This window comes from Caenibius tardaugens NBRC 16725, assembly GCF_003860345.1.
In the GTDB taxonomy this organism is placed as follows: Bacteria; Pseudomonadota; Alphaproteobacteria; order Sphingomonadales; family Sphingomonadaceae; genus Caenibius; species Caenibius tardaugens.
Window position 1 is genome coordinate 4190960 of the sequence record NZ_CP034179.1, and the last position, 22489, is coordinate 4213448.

The 22489-nt window shown below is 59.0% G+C and carries 10 protein-coding genes and 1 pseudogene; 4 read left to right on the forward strand and 7 right to left on the reverse strand.

Annotated features, from left to right (window positions below):
• Positions 1-4 precede the first annotated feature (4 nt).
• Together EGO55_RS19800 and EGO55_RS19805 are read left to right on the forward strand one after the other, a co-directional pair.
• Complete coding sequence (locus EGO55_RS19800; RefSeq protein WP_021691753.1) at positions 5-1168, forward strand: aminotransferase class I/II-fold pyridoxal phosphate-dependent enzyme; 1164 nt, start codon at positions 5-7, stop codon at positions 1166-1168.
• 95 nt (positions 1169-1263) lie between these two features.
• Positions 1264-2382 carry a hypothetical protein gene (locus tag EGO55_RS19805; RefSeq protein ID WP_021691752.1) on the forward strand — a complete coding sequence of 373 codons (1119 nt, stop codon included), beginning with the start codon at positions 1264-1266 and terminating at the stop codon, positions 2380-2382.
• A gap of 223 nt (positions 2383-2605) precedes the next feature.
• Here EGO55_RS19805 and EGO55_RS19810 read toward each other — a convergent pair whose 3' ends face one another.
• The 5 genes and pseudogenes from EGO55_RS19810 to EGO55_RS19830 all read right to left on the reverse strand — a co-directional run bounded on the left by EGO55_RS19810 (position 2606) and on the right by EGO55_RS19830 (position 16338).
• Positions 2606-2992: a hypothetical protein gene (locus tag EGO55_RS19810; protein ID WP_021691751.1), complete on the reverse strand. Its 387-nt coding sequence runs from the start codon at positions 2990-2992 to the stop codon at positions 2606-2608.
• A gap of 245 nt (positions 2993-3237) precedes the next feature.
• Positions 3238-4015: pseudogene (locus tag EGO55_RS19815) on the reverse strand (IS5 family transposase).
• 82 nt (positions 4016-4097) lie between these two features.
• Positions 4098-4634 (reverse strand): hypothetical protein, encoded by a 537-nt coding sequence (locus EGO55_RS19820; protein ID WP_021691748.1) that lies wholly within the window; start codon positions 4632-4634, stop codon positions 4098-4100.
• Positions 4634-13801 carry a putative toxin gene (locus EGO55_RS19825; protein WP_124916829.1) on the reverse strand — a complete coding sequence of 3056 codons (9168 nt, stop codon included), beginning with the start codon at positions 13799-13801 and terminating at the stop codon, positions 4634-4636. Before EGO55_RS19825 ends, EGO55_RS19820 begins: the two co-directional genes overlap by 1 nt.
• Complete coding sequence (locus EGO55_RS19830) at positions 13702-16338, reverse strand: RHS repeat domain-containing protein (protein ID WP_124916830.1); 2637 nt, start codon at positions 16336-16338, stop codon at positions 13702-13704. The genes EGO55_RS19825 and EGO55_RS19830 overlap by 100 nt, the downstream gene beginning before the upstream one ends.
• Before the next feature lie 215 nt (positions 16339-16553).
• On the opposite strand from EGO55_RS19830, the gene EGO55_RS19835 reads away from it, so the two are divergent.
• Positions 16554-17696, forward strand: coding sequence for a helix-turn-helix transcriptional regulator (locus EGO55_RS19835; RefSeq protein ID WP_021691746.1), 1143 nt, complete (start codon positions 16554-16556; stop codon positions 17694-17696).
• A gap of 44 nt (positions 17697-17740) precedes the next feature.
• Here the strand turns inward: EGO55_RS19835 and EGO55_RS19840 are convergent, their stop codons facing one another.
• The gene (locus tag EGO55_RS19840) at positions 17741-18925 is read right to left on the reverse strand and encodes an acyl-CoA dehydrogenase family protein (RefSeq protein ID WP_021691745.1); all 1185 of its coding nucleotides are present in this window, start codon (positions 18923-18925) and stop codon (positions 17741-17743) included.
• Between the two features lie 3 nt (positions 18926-18928).
• On the reverse strand, positions 18929-19999 hold the full coding sequence (locus EGO55_RS19845; RefSeq protein WP_021691744.1) for an aromatic ring-hydroxylating dioxygenase subunit alpha: 1071 nt from the start codon (positions 19997-19999) through the stop codon (positions 18929-18931).
• A gap of 202 nt (positions 20000-20201) precedes the next feature.
• Here EGO55_RS19845 and EGO55_RS19850 point away from each other — a divergent pair, with 202 nt between their 5' ends.
• Positions 20202-22439 (forward strand): TonB-dependent receptor, encoded by a 2238-nt coding sequence (locus EGO55_RS19850; RefSeq protein ID WP_021691743.1) that lies wholly within the window; start codon positions 20202-20204, stop codon positions 22437-22439.
• The last annotated feature ends 50 nt before the right edge of the window (positions 22440-22489 follow it).

The following is a 22489-nucleotide window of genomic DNA, read 5'->3' on the forward strand; positions in this document are numbered from 1 at the left end:
GGTCATGATTGCTCATGTTGATCCGTTTCATGCCATCGCCATCAGTCGCGTAGCGCACGATCTCGCCGCCGAAGGGCACCACATTATCCATATGGAGTTCGGCCAACCATCCACCGGGGCCCCTGCCCTCGCCATCGCCGCGGCCCATCGCGTGCTGGATACCGATCCCATGGGCTATTGGGAAAGCACCGCGTTGAAGCAGCGGATTTGCCAGCATTATGACGAAAGCTATGGGGCGACGGTCGATCCTGAACAGGTGCTGCTGACATGCGGCGCCTCACCGGCGTTCGTTCTGGCTCTGAGCAGCCTCTTCGCACCGGGGGCCCGCGTTGCCCTGGCGCGTCCGGGTTACGTGGCCTACCGCAACACGCTGAAAGCGCTCTACCTTGAACCGGTGGAGATCGGTTGTGGCCCGGCGGAGCGATACCAGATATCCGCCAGGGCAATCGCGGAACTGGATAGCCCGCCCGATGGCGTGATCGTCGCCAGCCCCGCCAATCCCACCGGCACGATTATTCCCCACGATGAAATGGCTGCGATTGCCGATATCTGCCATCAGCGGGGCATCCGCATTATATCCGACGAAATCTATCACGGGCTAAGCTTCGGCGATCCGGCGCGCAGCATGCTCGAATATGCACCCGATGCACTGATCGTAAACAGCTTCTCCAAATACTACAGCATGGCCGGGTGGCGGCTTGGCTGGTTGATCGTCCCGCCCGACTGCATCGCGCCAGCGCGGGCGCGCATGGGCAATCTCTTTCTGACGCCCCCGGCACTCGCCCAGCACGCGGCCTTAACCGCCTTTGACTGCCACGATGAACTCGACGGTCATGTCCAGACTTATGCGCGCAACCGCGATCTCCTGCTCGACGCGATGCCCCGGATGGGGTTGGAACGGATCGCCCCGCCCGATGGCGCCTTCTACATTTATGCCGATATCAGCCACCTGACGAACGACAGTCTCGCATTCTGTGCGCGCCTGCTGCGGGAAACCGGGGTCGCTACGGCCCCTGGGCTGGATTTCGACCCGGTGGACGGCAACCGTTTCATCCGTTTCAGCTTCGCCGTGTCCACGCCGTTGATCGAACAGGCGATCGAACGCATGATCCCGTGGTTCAGAGCCTGCAACGGAACCGAAGATGATGGCGCAATGGCGAACAATTGACCGTTTTTACGCGGGCTGCGCGTTTGCCGATCAAATCAGAGGGATGTAGATTCCGCGCATACGAGAGGAACGACAATGAGCTTGAAGGAACTGATATGAGCACTGCCACGCTTGAAAACGATGTGGTCCTGAACGATCCGGTCCTGAATGGAGAGGCATGGCGCAATTTCTGCGCGGAACTGGCCGATATCGGTGACATGATCCTCGATCCCGGCAATCCGGCCAACCCGATCGACCGCGCGGAAGGCTATCGCTATCTTACCCGCCTGCTCCGGCTCGGTCTGGAACAGCAGATCGAAGCGCGGGATTTCAGCTTCCCGTTCTTCTATCAGCTCAGCCACACGACGGCGAAGATCGGTGCCGACAATCCCGACAATGTCTACTGGAACGCGCGAATTAACGGCTCGTTCGATTACAAGATTACCGTCAAGCGCGGAACGATGGCGTATTTCTCGATCCTCGCCAATGCGTTCCGCTATCAGGAAGATGGGACCAATCTGGCAACCGGCAAGCTGATCGACAGCGATATCGAATGGGATGAAAACGGCGTTGCCGAACTCTTCGCATCCTGCACGCCGCAGCCGAAGAACTGGCTCCGTCTTGAACCCGATGCCAATATGCTGATCGTACGGCAGAGCTATCTGGATCGCGCCAATGAAAAGCCGGGCGAATTCCAGATTGAACGCATTGGCGGACCCGCCACACCCGAACCGCTCAATCCTGCGGCGCTTGGCGCGGGATTGAAGGAAACGCTCAGCTTCCTGCGCGGGATCGTGGGCACCTTTATCGACTGGTCCAAACTGTTCCGGGAAAAGCCCAACAGCTTCCCCGATATTGACCAGTCGATGTTCCAGAAAGGCGGCGGCGCGACGGATATCTTCTACGCCCATGCCTATTGGAACCTGGCGCCTGATGAAGCCTGGGTGATCGAGGTTACCCCGCCCGAATGTTATTACTGGAACTTCCAGGTCGATAACTGGTGGATGGAATCGCTCGATTACCGCTTTGTGAAGTGCACGGTGAACAAGACGACCGCCAAGCTCGAACCGGACGGCAAGCTGATCCTCGTGCTCTCCGCACAGGACCCGGGCTTCGGCAACTGGCTCGACACGGCCGGGCACAACGAAGGCACCGTCCTCCTCCGCTGGGCCGGCGCCACCGACAACCCCCTGCCCGAAGCGAAAGTTGTAAAGCTCGCGAATATTCGCAAGTAACGGGTATTGCGGTAGGTTTGAGAGTAATGTTGAAGGCTATCGCTCCGGCGATAGCCTTCGGTGTTTATGCGCATTTACGCGTCTGTAAACAAAGTAATTGGATGCGCTAACTTTTGAAATAAGCCTATGAAATATTGGAATTTGCAAAATTTATTTGTGGATCAATGCGACAAATCCACTGGGGTTACGGAGATTTTTCTCCCAGAGACGTTCCGCTTTCATATTACTTCTTCGCGAACCATTGAATGTTGTGGAAGTGATCATCGTCACTCATCTCGATATTAAATCTGCGGAGAAGATGGGTGAGGGAAGGCCTTTCGGGTTTTAAAAACCCGATTATTCCCGTTTTATCTTCTGAGATAAGCAACCACGGATCTGGGTATTGCAGTAAAAACCAAAACTGACTGCCATCCCATTCCCCTTTTAATTCCCACCCGTAAAATTGGTGCTGCTTTGGCTCTGAGACATCAAGACCGAGATTTTGCAAATGCCGCATAATCAAAAGGCAAACACCGCGTCCGCCGGGAATCAAAATCTCACCCGCTTCAGAAAATTCCCAATCATCAGGCACCTCGGCACTAAACGTCGCGAAACACCTCTGCCCGGTCATTTGTCACTCCCATAGTACGAATAGCCTCCTGCAACGCCGGCGACACCAACACTCCCAACGGTAACTTTGAGAGACGTTGGACTCGCGTGCCACAGGCGCTGAGCGCCACTGTATTTCGCTATACCAAGTGGGCGCCCCCTCCACGACCCTCCTACCGATTTGGGAAATGCAGCGCCGTAGAAAGACTTATCGACTTTATAGTGAAGTTCATAAAAATCTTCTCTGCTAGGGTCAGGACTCGTTAATCAGAGCCAGAAGATGACGGTGGCTGCGAGTGCGATGGCAGAGAAGAAGACCATTGGGCAGCGATCATAGCGCGTGGCGACGCGGCGCCAGTCCTTGAGGCGGCCGAATATGATCTCGATACGGTTGCGACGTCTGTACCGCCGCTGGTCGTATTTGACGGGCTGAAGCCGAGATTTTCGGCCAGGAATGCAGGGCTTGATACCTTTCGCCAGCAAAGATTCCTTGAACTAGTCAGCGTCGTAGCCGCGGTCACCCAGCAACCATTCCGCTTTGGGCAGATCGTCCAGGAGAGCCGCAGCGCCACTGTAGTCGCTGATCTGCCCGGCGGTCGTGAAGAAGTTGAGCGGGCGGCCGTTGGCGTCGGTGATGGCGTGAAGGTTGAGCTGCGCTCGCCTGCGGCCGTTGTTCATGCCGCCCTTGGTGCGGCCGATCAGCCGCCCGAGATCCCCTTTTTAACCCGCAGGCTCGAAGCCGTGAGGTGCGCCTTCAAATAGGTCGCATCAATCATGACGTCGTTGGTTCGGCACCTTCAGTAGCCAGCCCTTCCATCATGCGAAGAAACACACCCAAATCGCCCCATCGCGTCCAACGATTGTACAGCGTCTTGTAGGGGCAATACTCCTTGGGCGCATCGCACCAGCACAGCCCATTGCGGTTGACGAACACGATGCCGTTCAGAACCCGCCGATCGTCAACGCGCGGCTTGCCGTGGCTCTAGGGAAAGTAGGCTCGCAGACGATCCATCTGCTCGTCGGTCAGCCAAAACAAGTCGCTCATTCTCAGTCTCCTCACGGAGCTTGGAGCCGTCGGCGTGCAAAGCACAATCAGATCGCGCCTCTCACATCAATGGGCCCCGACCCTAGGCCTTGGCTGCAGTTTTTAAAGCTCTTTTCAGTCGTTCACGCACATCATCATCAGCCTCTATTTCAAATAGCTCCTCAATCGCGTTTTTCTCGTTTCGGGTTGCAACTTTGGTCAACGCATTGGCAAGCGCCCACCGATAAAAACGGTCGCCCTCCGCCATTCGCAACGCTTCAATAATCGCAGGGCCAGCAACCCCACGCGCTTCAACAACGGTTAAGGCGCGCGCGATGCCTTCCTTAATTCGATCACTGTAAGGAAGAGACAGATGTTTAACTAGTACAGGAATGACATCGGGATAGCTATCTGCCGTATGCACCAACTCGTAGACTGAATACTCGACAGGATATCCCGCGCGCCGAATGTCAGCTACCAACAATTCCTGTTGGGCACGTGACGCGGTTTCCAACTCCTGCCGTCTCTGTTCCTGCTCTGCCCTCATGGCAAGCCACTCTGGATCTTGATGACGCTCCTGTTCTATCTCCCACGCCGTTTTCCCAGGCGCCCACTTACCATTCGACGATCGATCATCCATCAATCAATTCCAATGTATTTGAATATGACTTTTTTGCTTTGTTCAGCAGCGGAGAGGTTCCGACTTATCGTCGTACCAACACCTGGCGGCCCGGGTCTAATCCACAACTCAAAAGGCACCTTACGCTCATACGCTAAGTCAGCATAGTCCTGCAGTTGCTTGGTCCAACCTTGATATTTGACGTTCTTCACTTCTTTCACAAGTGAATCCGTGATCTCATCGGGGAAGCGCAACCGGCCATTGATCGTCACACCGACTTTTGGGCGTATGATGCCCGCAGCCCTTTCACCTTCGCGCCCCAGACGCGCAGCGCGCGCCATTCGACTTTCCGCAGCGAAAAGCCTTTTGCCAAGTGCCCCCACCATAGGAAGGGCCTGGGCTCCAACTGCTGCGCCAATTTCAAGCTTCGATGCACGGCCCTGAATGACATCACGCGCAAAGTAGAAATCATCGATGAGCGGATTTAGGCGAACAATGTTTTCAACTTCGCTGTCTGCCGCTGCTGCTGCTTGCTGTCCACCATCAAGCCAACGTTCAACTGCAACGTCCTCCAAACCAGCCGCAACTTGACCGAGCACCGGATTGTTGGTTGCATGCAACGCGGTGATGTTCGCGGCAAGCATCAGATCGTTTTCATCTGTCTCCCTCGAAATACGTTCGATGACATCGGCGACATCCGATCCGTCAGGTGCTACGTAGTTGGCGAGCAAAAATGCGCCAAGATCGTCGAATGTGCCCTCGGAGAAGTAAGCGTAAAAGTTAATGGCCCCGGCTAATGTGCTTGCTGGATCGGACGCTCCGCCCGGGATGTTACCAACCCCCTGAACGACTGGCGCGGAGCCCGCGACGAAAGGCGTACCTTCGGTGAGGCTATTGCGAATTTTGGCTATTTGATACGATGGAAATGTTCTGAAGTGCTGCCGGAGGTCTGAAACAGATGTTTGTGCGGTTACTACAATTTCGGTGTTTGGAACGCCGGGATTAGTGACTGCCGTTGGATTGTCACTTGACCTCACAATGGCATTTTCGCGTTCTTGCAAGCCACTCTGATGTTCAGTGTGGCGAGAAACCACGGTATCAGAGATGATATCTCCAATCGTATTGGCGATAACATCAGGCATGGCCCGCATAAGGTTATCGCCGAAGTTCTCGCCGTTGACAGCGCTTCGGGTTGCGGCGTTGGCGATGGCCCCCGCAGTATTGCTCAGGAACCCGCTGCCAATGCGCCCGAGGGCTTGTGTGCGTGCACCAACAGTACTGCTCGTTGCCGCACCGATCCCGGCCGCTGCGACGCCCGCGAAGTCAAATTTGCCCTGAAGGCCGGTTGCGAGGGCGATCCCTTGCGATGCCACATTGCCGATGACACCTCTGGCAGTGGCGCTGGTTATCCCACCCCTGCTAAGGAAGCCTGCCACGCCGGTAAGTTTGGTCGCGCCTTTCACCCCGGCCGCGGCCAATCCTGCGGCATTACTCAATCCCTGAAAATAGCCGCCGATCGCGCCCGATATTCCAGCCAGTGCGACGCCTTTCCAGCTAAACTTGTCTTGCAAACCAGTGGCGACGCCGACACCTTGAGAAACCGCAGAACCAATCGCACCACCAATGGCGCCACCAGCAACCCAAGCTGCCGTAGAAACGCTGCCTATCGCGGCACCCGTTCCAGTCATCGCACCAAACACCGCACCAAAGGTATGCCCGCTAAGCGCTGCTGTTGCGCCTGCCGTGGCAACCATTGTCACCGCAATCGCCACCACGGCGATGAGGATCATCCCCAGTCCGCCGCAGCCCTTCTTCTTAGGCGGTTTAGGTGCCGTTGTCGGGGAAACGTTGCCGATAGCTTCCGCAGGATCGTAGGGGCTGACCGTCCCGGCGTTATGCGCGTTGCGGATCACGCCTGCGGGGAGTTGGAGCACCTGCCCTTCGATCAGGCCTGCCTTGCCGGTGATCCCGTTGGCCTCCGCCAGCTTGTACCAGAGGTTGGCGTCGCCCCAGACGGTCTGCGCGATGGATTGCAGATTATCGCCCGTGCGCACGGTGTAGCTGCCGCCCGATGCGCCCTGGCTGAAGGAGTTTATCGGATCGTAGCTTTGCGCAAAGTCTGCATAGGTTTGCGCGTATGTTCCCCCATCGCGGAACGTGCCGGGATTGGAAGGCGTGCCCTGTTGTCGCCGGGCGATGGAGGCCGCGTAGGCGATATTGTCCGTGCCGTTGTTGCCGGTATAGCCCATCTCGCGTCCGCCGAAGCGGTACCACACCTCATGCGGACTGCCCGTCTGCGCGGAGGGTGCACTGGAAGGCCGGGTTTCATCGCGCCGGACAATCTGCGCATTTTCGTCAAGCGTATAGGCCACCGAACGCGGCTTGCCGTCGCTGATATAGGCGCTCATCAAACGCCCGGCAGCGTTGTAGTACATGGTCGTCGTGTAGAGTGCATTGGACGTGGAGCCGGTATCGTTGTCCACCGTGATGGTGTTCTGCATCGCACCGTCACGCCAGACGTACGTGTTGACGGTGCTCGTATCCTTGGCATCCGCATCGTTGTTGTTCTTGTAATTCTTGGACGTGACGGACAAAACCGAGCCAAGCGCGGAGGTCGTTCCAGAACCGTAATCGTAAGCGCTGACTGATTTGAACGTATCCGTCCCACGCTTCGTGATTGCGGTTTCGGTCTGGATGGCATTGCTGGCGGTATAGGTAACAGCCCGATCATAGGCGACTGTGGTTCCATCCGCCTCGAAATCCTGCTGGGTCAGCACCCTGCCCATCGCGTCGTAGGTAAAGCTGGAACGCTTGGTCCCGGTTGTCGGCGCAGCTGGAATTGTCGGCGGCGTGCCGGGGGTTGCATCCACGGCGACCGCTCCCACGCCAAGATCGACCTGCGAAAGACTGCCTGCCGCGTTGTACGTGTAGATTTCACGCTCTTCATGATACATGCCGGGGATCGCGAAACCCGACCCGCTGGCCGGGGGTGAGTAGAGGGTGGTGAGCACGTTCACGCGCCGCCCCGCCTTGTCGTAGAGAATTTCCTTGCTCGTATTGTTCTGCGCGTTGCGCACGATCGTACTTCCCGACAGGATGCCGCGATCGATCACCAGCCGGTTCATAGTGTCATAGCGGAACCAGTAGTCCTGGGTGCTGGCTGTGGTGGCCGCAACGCCGGTTGCGTCAAGCGTATAGTAACTCGCCGTGGAACGCCGCACGTTGCCCGCTGCATCATACTGATAGCTGATGTTCGATGCCGGTGCTGTGGTCGTTCCCGCCTCTGCCCAGGTCTTCAGCCGACCGAGCGCATCATAGGTTGCCGTCTGGCTCTTGAAGGTGGTGGGTGTCCCGTTGAGACTGGTGGAACCCGTCTCGGTCAGGCGGTTGCCGACCTTGTTGTAGGTGTAGCTCGCATCGACCGTATTGGTCTGCGTGCCGAACACCACTGTCGTTCCAGTCCAATAGTATGTCTGTGTGGTGTAGCTGAGAGAGGACTGTTTCAACTGGCCGGTGTTGTAATAGACATAGGCCATGGTTGAGGTGTTGCCGGTCGGGCCTGTCGCCGCAGTGATCAGACGCCCGGCTGCGTCATAGGTGTTGTTGGTGACAAACCCGCCCATGTCGGTGTGCTGCACAACACGTTCGAACATGTCGGACTTGTCGATCGTCGTCTTGCCATTCGCGTAAGTGCTGGTTTCGGTCCACCCGCCGAATGTTCCCATCCCCGTCGTCGCGATGGTGCCGCTCCACACATAAGTGGTGGATATCGTGTCGCCGCCAAATGCGCGCTGCAGGGTGATGCGCCCCTGGACGTCGTAGTAGGCGAGTTCCTTGTTCCCCGAACCCAGAACACTGTTGTAATGCGACAATCTCTGACCGAGCACGTCGTAGGCATAGTAATCGACCAACCCGCCCGGGCTGTTCATCTGTATGACGCGACCGAGATTATCGTAAGTCATGGTGGTGACGAGACCGACCTCATCGGTCACCTGCACCGCATCGCCATGCGCGTTATAGGCGGTCGTAATCGTGCCGCCGTCGGCATGGATTTCCTGGCTGATAAGAGCGCTTGCCCCGCCATAGCCGGAGCCGGCAAGCAAGGTGTACCGCGTGAGATTGCCGTTGGCATCACGCTTGCCGGTCAATCTGCCCGATTTGTCGTAATAGAAGTTTTCCGTCGGTGTGGCGTTCTGCACCACCCCGGCGGCTGTTGTGATCGATACCTGCGGGCTTTGGATCGCGATCGTGCGACCCATCGTGTTGTAGGTATAGGTAACCGTGGCATTGTTGGCGTTGGTCTCGCTCACCACATCGCCAAAGGCGTTATAGGTGCGCGATGAGGTCAATTCCACCGCCGCCCCGGTGTTGATCTGGCGCCCCTCCTCTTTCGCCGAAGTTGCAAGGTTACGGGCATCGTAGAACGTTATCGTGCCGTTGACCGTTGCACCGCTCACCTGACCATATGCCGCGGTAATGGATGCTTGCCCCGCAAGGTTCGCGCCCGCCGATGTCACGGCCAGTGTCTGGTTCCCGTTCTTGTCGTAACCAAAGTATTTCCAGGCCCCGTCGCCGGTGTTGGTGGCCCAGACACGGCCTGCGGCATCATACTTGTTTTCCTGCTGCCACAGACCGTTCACGCCGATTTTGGTCACATCGCCATGCGCATTATACTGCAGCGAGGAGACATCACCGCTCGACAGGAGATTCCACGTACTGCTTGGCTTGGTGTAATAGGCTTGCCCCAGATTTCGGCCGAGCACGTCATAACGGTGGCCGATGGCTTCGGTAATGGCTGTTCCGGTTGCCTGCGCACGCACGTAGGATTCGAGCACCAGCCGGCCCGCCACATCGTAGGCATAAGTGCGGACATTGCCGCCCGCGTCGGTCATGCTGGCAAGGCGGCCACACGCCCCGTAAGTGTACGTGGTCGTCCGCGCCAGGTTTCCGTTGACCGCCGCCTGCACACTGCGGCTGAGGTTGCCGGTCCCATCGTAGAAGTAGTTGGTCGCGCCTTGCGCCTTCACCTCACGGGTCAGGCGTCCTCCGGCATCGTAGGTATAGTTCGTCTGATCGCCGGTTGCCTCTGTCCGACGGGTGACCTGCCCCAGCCCGTTGTATAGCCAGGCAATGCTCGCACTGCCCGTGGTGTGCGCCCCGCTGCCGTTGTGAAACTGGACGTTGAGCCGAGTTTCGCTCAGCCGGTTGCCATTCTTGTCATAGGTGTATTGCGTGATGCGATCGGCCGCGTTGGACGTGCCAACGGGTGGGGTTGCACCGCCATTTGGCGCTGTCACCGCAACGGCGTAGCGGCGCTCTTCAGCGACATTGCCTTCGAAATCCAAAATCCAACTGGTGAGGTAGTTGGCGCTGTCGACCTGTGCCACCTTGCGGCCAAGTTTGTTGTAGAAGCTCCATATCGCATTGCCGTTGGGGTCTGTGGCTTTCACCACGTTTCCATTCGCATCGTACTGATAGGAGGTGGTGATGGCCGCCGTACTACTCACCCAGCTTGAGCCGGAGCCTTGGCCCGTGGTCACACCCAGCACACTACTGCTCAGCATCTGACCGCGCGCATCATGGGTAAATATCGTCTCGCGGAACGTGCCTGCAGGAAGCGCGGGCGCTTGCGCCGCTGTGCCGCCAGTGGCCGGAACCGCCACGGTGGTGTCAAACACCCGGATGCGTGTGACATTGCCGTTCGCATCGTATTCGTAAGCGGTATAGGCGCCCAGCGCGTTGATTTCCGCAACCTTGCGATGCAATTGATCGTAGAAGAACACGGTCTTCGCACCAGCTTCGTCGACCGTTGCCAGCACGTTGCCGCGTGCATCGTACGTGATCGTTGCTGTCGGTTGGCCCGACACGGTGGAGACGGTGTTGTTGGCCGTGCTGATCGTCAGCCCACTGACCGTGTCACCTTTGGTTTCGATCAGACGATCGCGCTTGTCATAGGTGTAGTCCGTGCGACGCTGTTCGCTCAACCCTTCTGCTTCGATCCGGGCGATGCGATTGCCGCGCGCATCATAGATATAGCGATTGATGACGGAGCTCGCCTGCACGGTTCCGCTGCTGGTGTAGGATGCAATCGACAGTGTTTCGGTGAGCAGCAGGCCGCGCTTGTCATACGTAAAGACAGTGGTGCCCCCGGCAATCTTGTCCGCACTCGCCGATTTGTCGGTATGCGCGATACGGCGCCCGAAGGCGTCATAAACGAATGTCTCGAAATAGCCTTCCGCGTCGGTAGTGCGCGTCAGTTGGCCGCGATTATCATACGCAAAACGGGTGTAGGCTTGCGTGCCGCCCATCCCCATCGCTTGCGCTTGCAGCGTCTGCGCATCGGCCAATGTCTGATCGGCGAGTGCCTGAGCGGCCTGATACTGCGCCTGTAGTGTCGCAGGATCGAATTGGGCCTGGATGATCCCTGTGCCGAGGCTGGTCAGCCCCTGATTGTTCTGCACACGGGTGATTTCCGTCTGAAGGGCGGTTATTTCCGCCTGTTTGGCGGCAATTTCATCTTCCTTGTCGTCAATTCGCGGACCGTAAACCAGCAATTGGTCAAAGAAGTTGGCGTTGTCGTACTGCACCTGCAGCGCGGCCAAATCGCTGTTAAGCGTGGCCAGTTGGGTATTCAGTGTCGCCAGATGCGTCTGCAGATGCGGCAACGGATTGGCGAGCGCATTGGCGAGATTGGCCTGCAAATTGGCAATCTGCGTGGCGAGTACGTCCGCATCGGCCTGTTTCTGCGCGGCAAGATCGAACGCCGCGATCACGGCGGGCGGCATCGGTGCATCGGGATCGGGGCTTTGCCCACCGGTCAGAATCTGGGAATAGCGCGATATGCCGGTTTGCTGGCCAAAGGCATTGTATTCATACAGCTCTGGATAGCCTTCGGCATCGACTGTCCATTCGATACGACCGAGACGGTTATAGCCATACCGGGTTTCTGCAACCTGCCCCAACTGCGCGAGATCGAGCAGCACGTAATCGTCCCGCAGGACCACACCGGCATTGGCCTGCGCATCGGCATAGGCCGCATCGGCATCGTCCTGCGCCTGCGTCGCATCGGCGCGCAGTTGCACGGCGGAGGCAGACGCAGCGCTAGCCGCCGCTGCCGCAGCATCGGCCGCATCATGCGCGGCATCGGCATCGGCAACTGCCTGATTGTAAGCAAGTGTCAGTTGTTGCGCCTGCGTCAGGACACCGTAGCTTTGCGTTATTGCACCCTGAGCGTCATAATAGGCATTGATAATTGCCAGTGCCCGATAGTCAGCCGTCTGCGTCGCAGTGTGCGTAAGGCCGCTCGGCACGTACGCTGGGTCGCTCTGCACCGAGCTGTATAAGGACGATGCTGCAGGCCACCCCGATGAATAGGTATTGTTAGACAGGTCGTATATAGCCTGAACAACCGTCAGCCATTGATCCTTGGACTTGCTAACAAAGGATGAGGCGATGAGGAGGCCGTTATATTCTGCAACCCAATTAACCAGATCAGACTCGCGTGCCTGCAACCACGCAATAGGATCGGCCAAAGCCACACTTTTCGCCGTCGCCAATGTGCTGCGCTGAAGCGTCAAGGCATCGTAAAATGCGTTGATGTAACCGGCCGGCAAAAAGGCGAGATCAGCGGCGTTTTTTTCGCTGGTGAGCGCAGTTTTGATATTGGTCAGTTCATCCTTGTAAGCCCCTGAAGGAGCCGCCGTGATCAACGTCTGCACGGCATTGGCGGCATTGGTCAGCCACGTCTTCCGATTGCTCATCCAAGTGCTGGTGTTTGCTAGTGCCACAGCACGTTCGGCTGAGAAGTCGATCCCTTGTGGCCCGCCAACTGCTGTCAGTTGCGCCAGAAGGTCAGCGACCGTAACATCTGCCTCACTCGCAGCATTGGCTGTGCTGGTGGCATCGGCCTGTGCGAGAGGCGCATTGGCTTCGGCCTGATTGGCCTGCATATCGAGGTCGTCCGCAATCGCCTGCAGACTATCGGCATAAGCGAAAGGATCGACCGGTACCTGGAGTGGATCGAACACCGCTATGCCCGCAGCGCCGGGCGCTGTCATCGCCGTGGCATAGCGTTCGGTCTTCACCGCATCCCCGAAGCGATTGTAGATTGTGCGCGTGACATAGCCCCCCGCATCGCGTGTGGCGACGAGGCGATTGAGGCGGTCATAGTAATTGAAGCTCGCATTGCCGCGCGGATCGGTCACTTTCAGGACATTGCCAAAAGCATCGTACTGATAGGCCGTCACCCCGCCCAACGCGTTGGTGGCGCTTGTCACACGCCCCAGCGCATCATAGGCGAAAGTTGTGGTGTTGCCGTTGGCGTCAGTCGTGCTGATCCGGTTGCCGAGGCCATCATAGGCAAAGAATGAACCGGCCTGAACCGCGCTGCCATAAGCGTGATATTCGGCAATCTGTCGGCCTGTGGCATCGTACTCATAGTGCAGCCGCACCGTATCGGTGCTGACGTTGTCGGCCAGATAGGTATCCGTCCGTTGCCCCAGCGCGTTATAGACATGGCGGGTGACAATGCCTTCGCCATCGGTGCCGGTCAGCAGCCGTCCAGCGCTGTCATAGCTGTAGCTGAGCGCAATCGGGCTGCCCGCCCCCGCCGTCAGCGCCGCGACTTGCGCAGGCGTGGCATTGTCTGCGACCACGATCCCGGCGGGCCAGGCGCTTTCCCCGATGGTGCGGCCTTGCGCGTCATAGATAAACCCGCGCACGAAATTGGCGGCATCGACAGTGAACAACAGTTCGCCCCGTTCGCTGTACCAGTTCCGCGTCACGCGGTTTGCCGTGTCGCTTGCCTGCGCGGGATCGGCAGCCCAACCGGCCATCGTGGCGAGCGTGGGCAATCCCGCCGATGCGTCGTAGAGATCGGCAAAGGCAATCGCCTTCACCGCCCGGCCAGAGGTGTCATAGACGAAGGCATTGACCCCGCCTTCCGCATCGATTGTGTAGGCCGCCCGTCCGGCCGCATCATAGACGGTATAGCTGACCCGGTCGGCGCCGCTGGTGGCCACCGCCGCCTTCACCGCAGCAAATGTGAAATCGCTGAGCGTAAGCGGTGTGGCGTATTCCGTTGTCGTCGTCAGACGGCCCGCAGCATCATAGGCGAAGCCAGTAATCCCGCCGAGCGCATCAACAGTGAAGCGCAACAACCCCTGACCATCGTAAACGTAACGCGCCACGCGATCGACCGTAGAGCCCCCGCGACCTGTGTCCGAAGTGTGGCGAAAGTGCCATTGGCGCGGTCGGCACTGTAAGTGCTGACGGCATAGCCCGTTTCCGAAACCTTGTTCCCGGCCCCGTCGTAGGTAATTTCACTGAGAAAGCCGTGGCCATCGAGCACACCGACCAGTTGCCCCGCCTCATCGTAGAAATGGCGCGTGATGGCATCTTTGGCATGTGCGGCAGGCAAAACCACAGCCGCAAACGGATCGAGTTTCAGCGCATCAATCTGTCCCGCTGACAGGCGATTGTAATAGCCCGTGGTGCGGATCAGCTGGTCGGCCTGATCGTAGGCATAAGCCGCCACGCTGCCATCGCTGGCGATGGATTGCACGGCCCGCCCACCATCGTCGTAAACTGTCCAGCCCCATTGATCCGCTGCACTGGCCACAGGCAGAAATGCCGAAAGGTCCGATGTGTTGGCGGGATCTGCCAGCAGGGCAAGCTGCGCTGCCCCCACGCGTGTGGCATAGCGGACAGTCGCAGCAAGCCTGTCTGCCTGGTCATATCGGTATTCCACGATTTCGCCGAGGTGATTGACGTCCGCGACCTTGCGCCCGGCCTTGTCATACAGCGTATAGACGCTGCGCCCGGTTGCATCGGTGACCACCCGCAGGCGGCCATTGGCGTCGTAGGCATACGTCGCGGTTCCGCCGGTGGTGTGCACCCCGCTGTCGGTGCGGCTGACCAGTTCTCCGGCCTTGTTGAAGCTGGAGACACTCACATACCCCGCAGCCGTGGTGACCGTGGTGGTCAATGCCGGATCGTTGAACACGATGGTCGTGGTGCCGCCGTGCACATCGGTAGATGCCACGAGACGCCCCATGCCATCATAAACGAACGTTTCCGCTTGCTCACCCTGACGATTGCGCGCCAGCAGACGTCCTGCCTGATCGTAGGTGTAGTACGTCCGGCTATAGCCTTCAGCGGTCGAACTGCCGCCCGTTGCCGAGGCTGTGCCGTATGTGAGATTTTCCGCGAGATTGCCCCGCGCATCATAGATATAGCGGGTCAATTCGACGCTGCTGAGATCGGGCAGGCTGTTGCGCAGTGCGACGATATCGGCATAGACGATCGGGGCCGCACTGATCGGATAGATGTTCCCGGCGTATTGGCGGGTGTAGGTGAGTTGCCCATCGGCGTCGTAGAGGTACTCCGTCACCTGGCCTGCACCGTTCACCGCAAAGGCGAGATGCCCTTCACTGTCATAGGCAAACTGGCTGTAGTGCGGATTGCTGGCCCCGTTCCGGTCCGATCCATATGTTGTTTCGGTGATCAGACGGTTGGCCGCATCGTAGACCCGGTCGACGATGTTGCCGTTGGGATCGATGATCTGCGTGATGTTGCCGTTCGCGTCGTGATCATAGGTCGTGACCTTGCCCCGCCCATCCGTCACGCTGACAAGGTTGCCATCCGCGTCATAGGCAAATCGCACCGTTTGCGGTGTGGCGCCCGTGGTGGCGGCGGGCGCAGTGATGGCCGTGAGTTGCCCTGCGGCATCATAGGTGAGCCGGGTTACCTGCCCGTCCGGCCCGGTGACTTCGGTATAGCCCGTTGCGTAAGTCAGGCTTGTGACGCGCACATTGCCGCCCGCCACACTCTGCGTCAGGGTTTCGACGCGGCCCGATCCGTCATAGGTTATCGCCAATAGCGACCCGTCGGTTTGCGCGATGGAGGCAATGCGGTTGCTGGTGCCGTCATAAGTGTAGGTGACGACATAGGTCTGCCCATCGGTGACGGCATTGTCTTGCGGGGACAGATCGCTTGTCACCATGATCAGACGGTCACTCGCGTCGTAGGCATACCGTGTACGGGTCAGCGTCTGGGCCGTGGACGTGGCAAGATCGGTATAGCCGGTAACGATTTCCGTGATCTGGTCGCCCGACCAGAGATATTGCGTCCACGCACCGTCCGCCGTGGTCACCGTATCGAGCTTGTCGCCGTTATAGCTCCAGGTCAGCGTGTTGCCGTCAATGTCGCCGGCAGAGACAATCCGCCAGTTATCCACGCCATGTGCCGCATAGCTTTCGCTCGCCTGCGTATCCCCGTCCCGCCAGGTCCACACGTCATTGGAGAAAGTCAGCGTATCGTACGCGCCACTGCCCGCGCTGGTGACATAGGCATTGCGCCCCGTATCCCAGATGTACACGATCGCCGCACCGTCGCTGCCCAATCGGCTGACCGTGCTGCCCGCAGTGTTCGCACTGCCGGTCAGGCCGAAGATGCGCCGCGTTGTGCTCTGCTGCCAGTTATCCGCATTGTCGCCATCGCCCGTATCGGCGAGACTGTTGTAACTGCGGGATATGCCGATATCCGGACCGCGTCCGACGAGGAATTCATCTTCGCGGCTGACCACGAGATTGCCGGTGGCGGCGTTGACCGCGACGTTTTCCCCGGCACGGCCGAGTAACGCACTGCCCAGTTGCCCGGCGCCCCCAAGAATGTTCGCCGATCCCCGCGAGAAGCCCGCACCCAGACCCGTGAATATCGATACCATCAGTCCCTCGCCCCATCGCGGCACAAGCAAGGCAAAATCGCCTTGCACGTCTGTCCTCCGACGAAGCGCCCAAGAGTTTAGGGCTGATGGTGATTTTTCTTCGCGACACGTGGTCAGGATCGCCAACACCTTGTCGCCACTGTGGCTTCCACGCGCTCCACGCGTTACGCTCCGTCACGGAACCGCAAGACAGCGGTCCCTGGGCAGAGGATGCGATGGAACAGGACGGCGAACTGCAGCGGCACGACTATCTGTTGAACCAGATCTACGGCGCGGTAGGCTCTGAACGGGGCGAAGGCTGGCACGATGTGCTCGCGTGCCTGAGCCGCTATACGGATTCCCAGACTGCGGTGCTTGAATTTGCCGTGGCCCATCAGCCCGCGGAATCCCGCTTCATTGCGGCAGGCGCACGGTCGGATCAGGGCGCTATCCATGAATGGGAGAACCGCGATCCTGATGAAATCATGACTTACGCACTAGCCCCGGGGCAGATCATGATCCGCAACAATTACGAGACGCTGGGCCTGCCGGGGCGCTTTCAGGCCTTGCTGCAAAAGTATTCCGTCTCGCGCAGCATGACCTTCGCGCTGGACACCCGCGATAACCAGCAGTTCCTGTTTCATGCTGCCCGTTCGGGTTTGGCACCGCCTTACACCGCCGACGATGTGGAGCGTGTGCGTATCATCGCGAAACACCTGTCGCGGGCCATCCGGCTGCATGTCGACATGGTCGGGGCAACGCAGTTTTCCGATCTGGTGACCGACCTTATTACCGATCTCGGTATCGGCCTTATGCTATGCGATAGCGACGGAGGCGTGCGTCTGCTCAATCAGCACGCCGACAGGATTATCGGCTGCGATTACTTTGCGATCAGAAATGGGCTGGTGACCGCGGAAGACAGGAACGCGGCGCGAAAATTGCAGACGCTGGTCCAGCGCGCCCTGGCCAAACCACTGGACGAACCCGCCAGTCACATCGGCGCCGCGCGGTTTCCATCGGCGTGGGACGATCGGACCTGCAATGTGGGCGTAAAGTCCCTGACCGTGGAAACGGCCCCTTTTCGCCTGCGCCGCCGCTATGCAGCGCTCTATCTGGACGATGGCATGGCTGCCACCCGGAATATCCAGAACGCGCTGCAGCAACTGTTTGGGCTTACTCCTGCTGAAGCGCGCATCGCCGAACGTGTTATCCATGGTATCGAACTGTCCGCCATCCCCGCGGAACTGGGCGTGAGCCGCACCACGGTGCGTTTTCACATCGAAGCGATTTATGACAAGCTCAACGTCCGCACCAAGGGTGGGATGATCGCCACCCTGACGCGCACGCTGCCCTTCCTGTGGGATACGGCTTCAAACTGAGCGTGCGCAGTTCCGCCGACCGCCCAAGATTCCCCGCCGCCGGATCAGAGATACCATTCGTTAACATCCTGCCCGAGATGCACCGCCCCGAGACTGCGCCCGGCCAACCGATACTGCGCCGCAGCGTGCTGGCGTGCAGCGATCAGATCGTTGAGAATGCGGCCGAACGCATGTTCCTCAAACAGGCCGGTGCCGCCCGCATTCTCGAATATCCGGCGTGCCGCTACAAGGCAGCGTTCGGTTACCGCCGATGCCTGATACTTGTATAGCAGACGTTCCTCAAACGGTGGCGGCATACCCTGCCGGGCATAGACTTCCAACGCGGCAAAATTGCGCCGCATGACGCAACGCAACTCGTCCACTGTGACCATCGCTTCCCCGAGGGCCAGCAGCGCATCGGGGTCCTTGATCGTCGCGCCCGCGACCACACTCACCCGTGACCGCGCATAATCGGAGAAGGCATCGATCATCCCCTGCAGCGCACCGATTGCCGAACCGGTTATCGCGCGAATGAAAACCTGATGGAACGGCAAACGATACAGCCATCCCGTATTCACGCGATTGCCCGGGCTGTCGCAGCGGAAACCGTCGGAACTGCGATGCACACGATGTTCCGGAATAATCACGTCCCTGACGAGGATGTCCTGGCTTCCCGTTCCTTTCAGGCCCGACACCTTCCAGGTATCGATAATCTCGTACTGATCCCGTGGCAGCAGGCATGTCAGGAACTCGTCATCCAGCATTCCGCCGAGAAACACCCAGTCCGCGTGATCGCAGCCGCTGGCGAATTTCCATTGCCCGCTGAAACGATATCCGCCAGTCACCGGTGTGGCGATGCCGCCGGGCTGGAACGTGGAGGCAATCAACGCCTCGTCATTCTTCCCCCAGACATCGATCTGCGCCTGTTCGTCAAACAGGCCCATCTGAAAATTGTGGCAGCCCAGAACGCCATAGACCCACCCCGTAGACATATCCCCGCGCGCGAGTTCGAACTGGATGTCATTGAACACTTCTGGCGTCATTTCGAACCCGTTCCAGCGCCGGGGCTGAAGCACGCGAAACAGCCCCGCCTGCCGAATGAGATCGATCACGTCGGGGTTTACCTTACGCTCTGTGGCGTAACGCGGCGCCTGTTCCGTGATGGCAGCACGCAAATGCCGCGCACGCGCAATCAGGGTTTCCGCATCGGGCTGCGCGAACGTCTGCTCAAGGTGGGGACGATGGTCCATGAATTAGTCTCCGTTCGCTGTAGTAAGATTGCGTTCGTTGCGGATCATCGCCGACAGCATACGCCGCGCCTGATAGGCCCCCTTGTCCGCCAGCAGCCCGAATTCGACCCGTTCGTCGGGGTGAACGGCCTCGCGCAGGCGCTGGATTTTCTCCATCGCAACCACATCCTCCATCAGAAGATTGCGCACGTCATCGTGACGGCTCTCGTTGAAGAACGGGAACGTCTGCGCCACCGCTGTAAATTGCAGGGTATGGGTATCGTCCTGCGGCGTTATGCCGACAACAAGTTGATTGACCTGCCGTTGCACGGCGGATTGTTCGACCGGTTCCACTTCGACCCGGATGCCGCAAATGCCGGGCGGGAGCGCTTCGGCCGTAATCGTGCGATGCGCGCGATCGCCTTCGAAGCCGAAGGTTCGCATGGTCAACGGGCTTTGCAGTTCATTTTCGATCCGGCGGGCAACAACGATAAGATCGCCATCGATCTGCATCTCCAGCGGTTGCCCTGCGACATCGCCGGAATCGATCTGCCCCGTGTGGAGAAAGGTAATATGGCTGGCATCAAGAAAATTCTCGAACGACAGTAAATAGTTCGCCCCGATTTGAAGCAGCACGCTGGTTTCCGAATGCCAGTCCGGGCGCCCCAGGCCAAAGCGATCGAGATTGGGGATCAGCGCCGGATCGGCCCGGGCCGGATCGCCCATCCATATCCAGATCCATTCCCATTTTTCCCGAACCGGGTAGCTTTCCACGCCTAGCCCCGCAGGCATCGTGCCCCCTGAAGGGATCAGCGCGCACTTGCCATCTGCGCCAAAACGCAGCCCGTGATAGCCGCATTCCACCGCGCCATCGATAACCCGCCCTTCGGACAGCGGGTATCCGCGATGCGGACAACGATCGAACAACGCCGCAGGCGTGCCATCGTGCTGGCGGAAGAGAACCACGGGCTTTCCCAGAAGCCAGCGATGCAGAGGCTGCGGACCAAGTTCCGACACAGTCGCCGCGACATACCAGGCGTTACGTGGATAGGGCGCAGATCCCGGGATCATCTCTGCCATGGTCGACACTGTCATTCTCCGTCTCCCGGCCCTGCAGCCTCTGCTGTTGTTGCGGCCTGTGTTATTCCGCGCATCTTAGTGGCTCGCGAAACCACGTCCCCCTCACTTTTGAGGGGGCGCCAAATCCTGTGTGTTCTTATGAACGCGCGGTGGACAGGCAGGCGGCGAGCAAATCGCTCGCACCCGTTCCGCGTTAAAGAATTCAGGGAGAAGAACCATGTCGCAACGGGTACATCGCGCGCGCTTCAGGACGATAGCGGCCGCATTATCCATCAGTCCTTTCGTCTTTGCCTCGGCTGCCCATGCGCAGGACGCCCCCCCAACTCCCGCTGATACGCTTGCCGATATCGTGGTCACCGCAAGCCGCATGGGGGAAACCCGCTTGCAGGATACCCCGCTCGCTGTTTCGGCCATCGGTGGCGACATGCTGTCCGAACGGGGCATTACCGACGTTCAGGACCTCAAGGCCTATGTGCCCAGCCTCCAGGTTTCCGACCTGAGCGGGTTCACCCAGCTCTACATCCGCGGCGTCGGGTCCAATATCGTTTTCGTCGGCTCCGATCCCAGCACGACGATCCACGTCGATGGCGTGTATATGGCGCGTCCGCTCAGCTACTTTAACGACTTTCTCGATGTGGAACGCATAGAGGTTCTGCGCGGCCCGCAAGGAACCCTGTATGGGCGAAATTCCGTGGGCGGTACGATTAACGTCGTATCCCGCAAGCCATCGGACAAGTTCACCGGTGAAGTTCAGGCGCAGATCGGCACTTATGAAACCTATGGGCTAAAAGCGTACGTCTCCGGTCCTCTCACCCAATCGGGCATCCGGGCGAGCCTTGCGGCCGATATTTCCGGGCACGATGCCTATCGCAAGAACGTTTCTACCGGCAACGATATCGAGGACGGACGATCACGCGGCGTGCGTGGCCAATTGCTCGTTCCGGTGGGCGACGGCGAGGTGATCCTGCGGGCCGACTGGTCACGGCAAAGCGGTGCACTAGGCCAATATCCCAAGCTCCTTCGCCCCACCGGCGTGCCGCTCGACGATGGCATACTGGGCAATTACAAAAAGGTGTCCATGGATCTGGACAACCATACCGTCACCAAGAGCTATGGTGGCGCAATCGACCTGTCCTTGCCCCTTGGCGATTCCGTCACCCTGCATTCGCTGACATCCTATCGCGAGTTTCGTGGCCGGATCGTGTCCGATGCGGATTCCAGCGCGATCACCCTGTTGCGGACCACGATCGGGGACATCCGGCAACACCAGTTCAGCCAGGAACTGACTCTCGATGCGCGGCTCGGCCCGGTTCACTTTGTCGGCGGCGGGTTCTACTTCCGCGAACGCAACAACGAACCGCTGACCCTGAACATCATTCCGGCGGGGATTACGCTGATCCAGCGCCCGATTGTTACGGCGGAATCCTATGCGTTCTTCGGTCAGGCCGACATTACGCTGACGGATACGCTTTCGCTCACCGCCGGCCTGCGCTGGACCAAGGAGAGCAAGCATTTCGACCTCGATAACTACTACGTGTTCTCGTCGAACTTCGATCCGAAAATCGCGGAACAGGCCCCGCGCCTGATTGGCATCCCCGGGTTTTCCGATCCCTACTTTGTCGATGTCCGGCGCAAGGCCGATGCCCTGACCCCCAAGTTCGGCATCAATTTCCGCCCGAGGCAAGGCATGCTGATCTACGCATCCGCGACGCGCGGCTTCAAGAGCGGTGGCTATGACATCGGCACGACCAATGCCATCGATGCCGCTGCAGGCTACGGCCCCGAATATCTCTGGGCCTATGAAGTCGGGGCCAAGACCGATCTTCTGGATGGCAAACTGCGGGCCAACATCAGCGCATTCCTGTACGATTACACCGATCTCCAGGTGCAGAACTTCGTCCAGACCGGACTGACATTCGGCGCCATTACGCAGAATGCGGCCACCGCTCGGGTAAAAGGGGTGGAACTCGAATTGATGGCCAAGCCTGCCAGAGGGCTGCAATTGTTCGCCAATGTGTCCTATCTCGACGCGCACTATCGCAGCTATCCCAGTGCTTTCGTCACCCAGTTCGCCAACTTCGATGCGCGCGGCAAACGTTTGAACAATGCGCCCAAATGGTCGGCAACCTTCGGCGGTTCCTACACGCATGATCTGGGCAACAGCGGCGCGATCACAGCCGGTGTGGATGCACACGTTCAGTCGACAGTGTACTTCACAGCGGCGAATGACGGGGTGAACGGCTTTACGGGTTATCCCGAGCAGCAGGGAAGCTATGGCCTGGTCAACGCGCACCTTGCGTGGAGCAGCGCATCCGATCTCTGGAAAGTGGTGCTTTCCGGTTCGAATATCCTCGATCGCGAATATATTCTGGGAACCGCGAACTACACCGCAGCTATCGCCGGCCGCCCCGGTCGCCCTCGGCTGGTCACGCTGAGCGTGGCACGGAAATTTTAAAGTCCGTGACATCCCGGCCGGGGCAATGCTCCGGCCGGGATGCGCCTCGG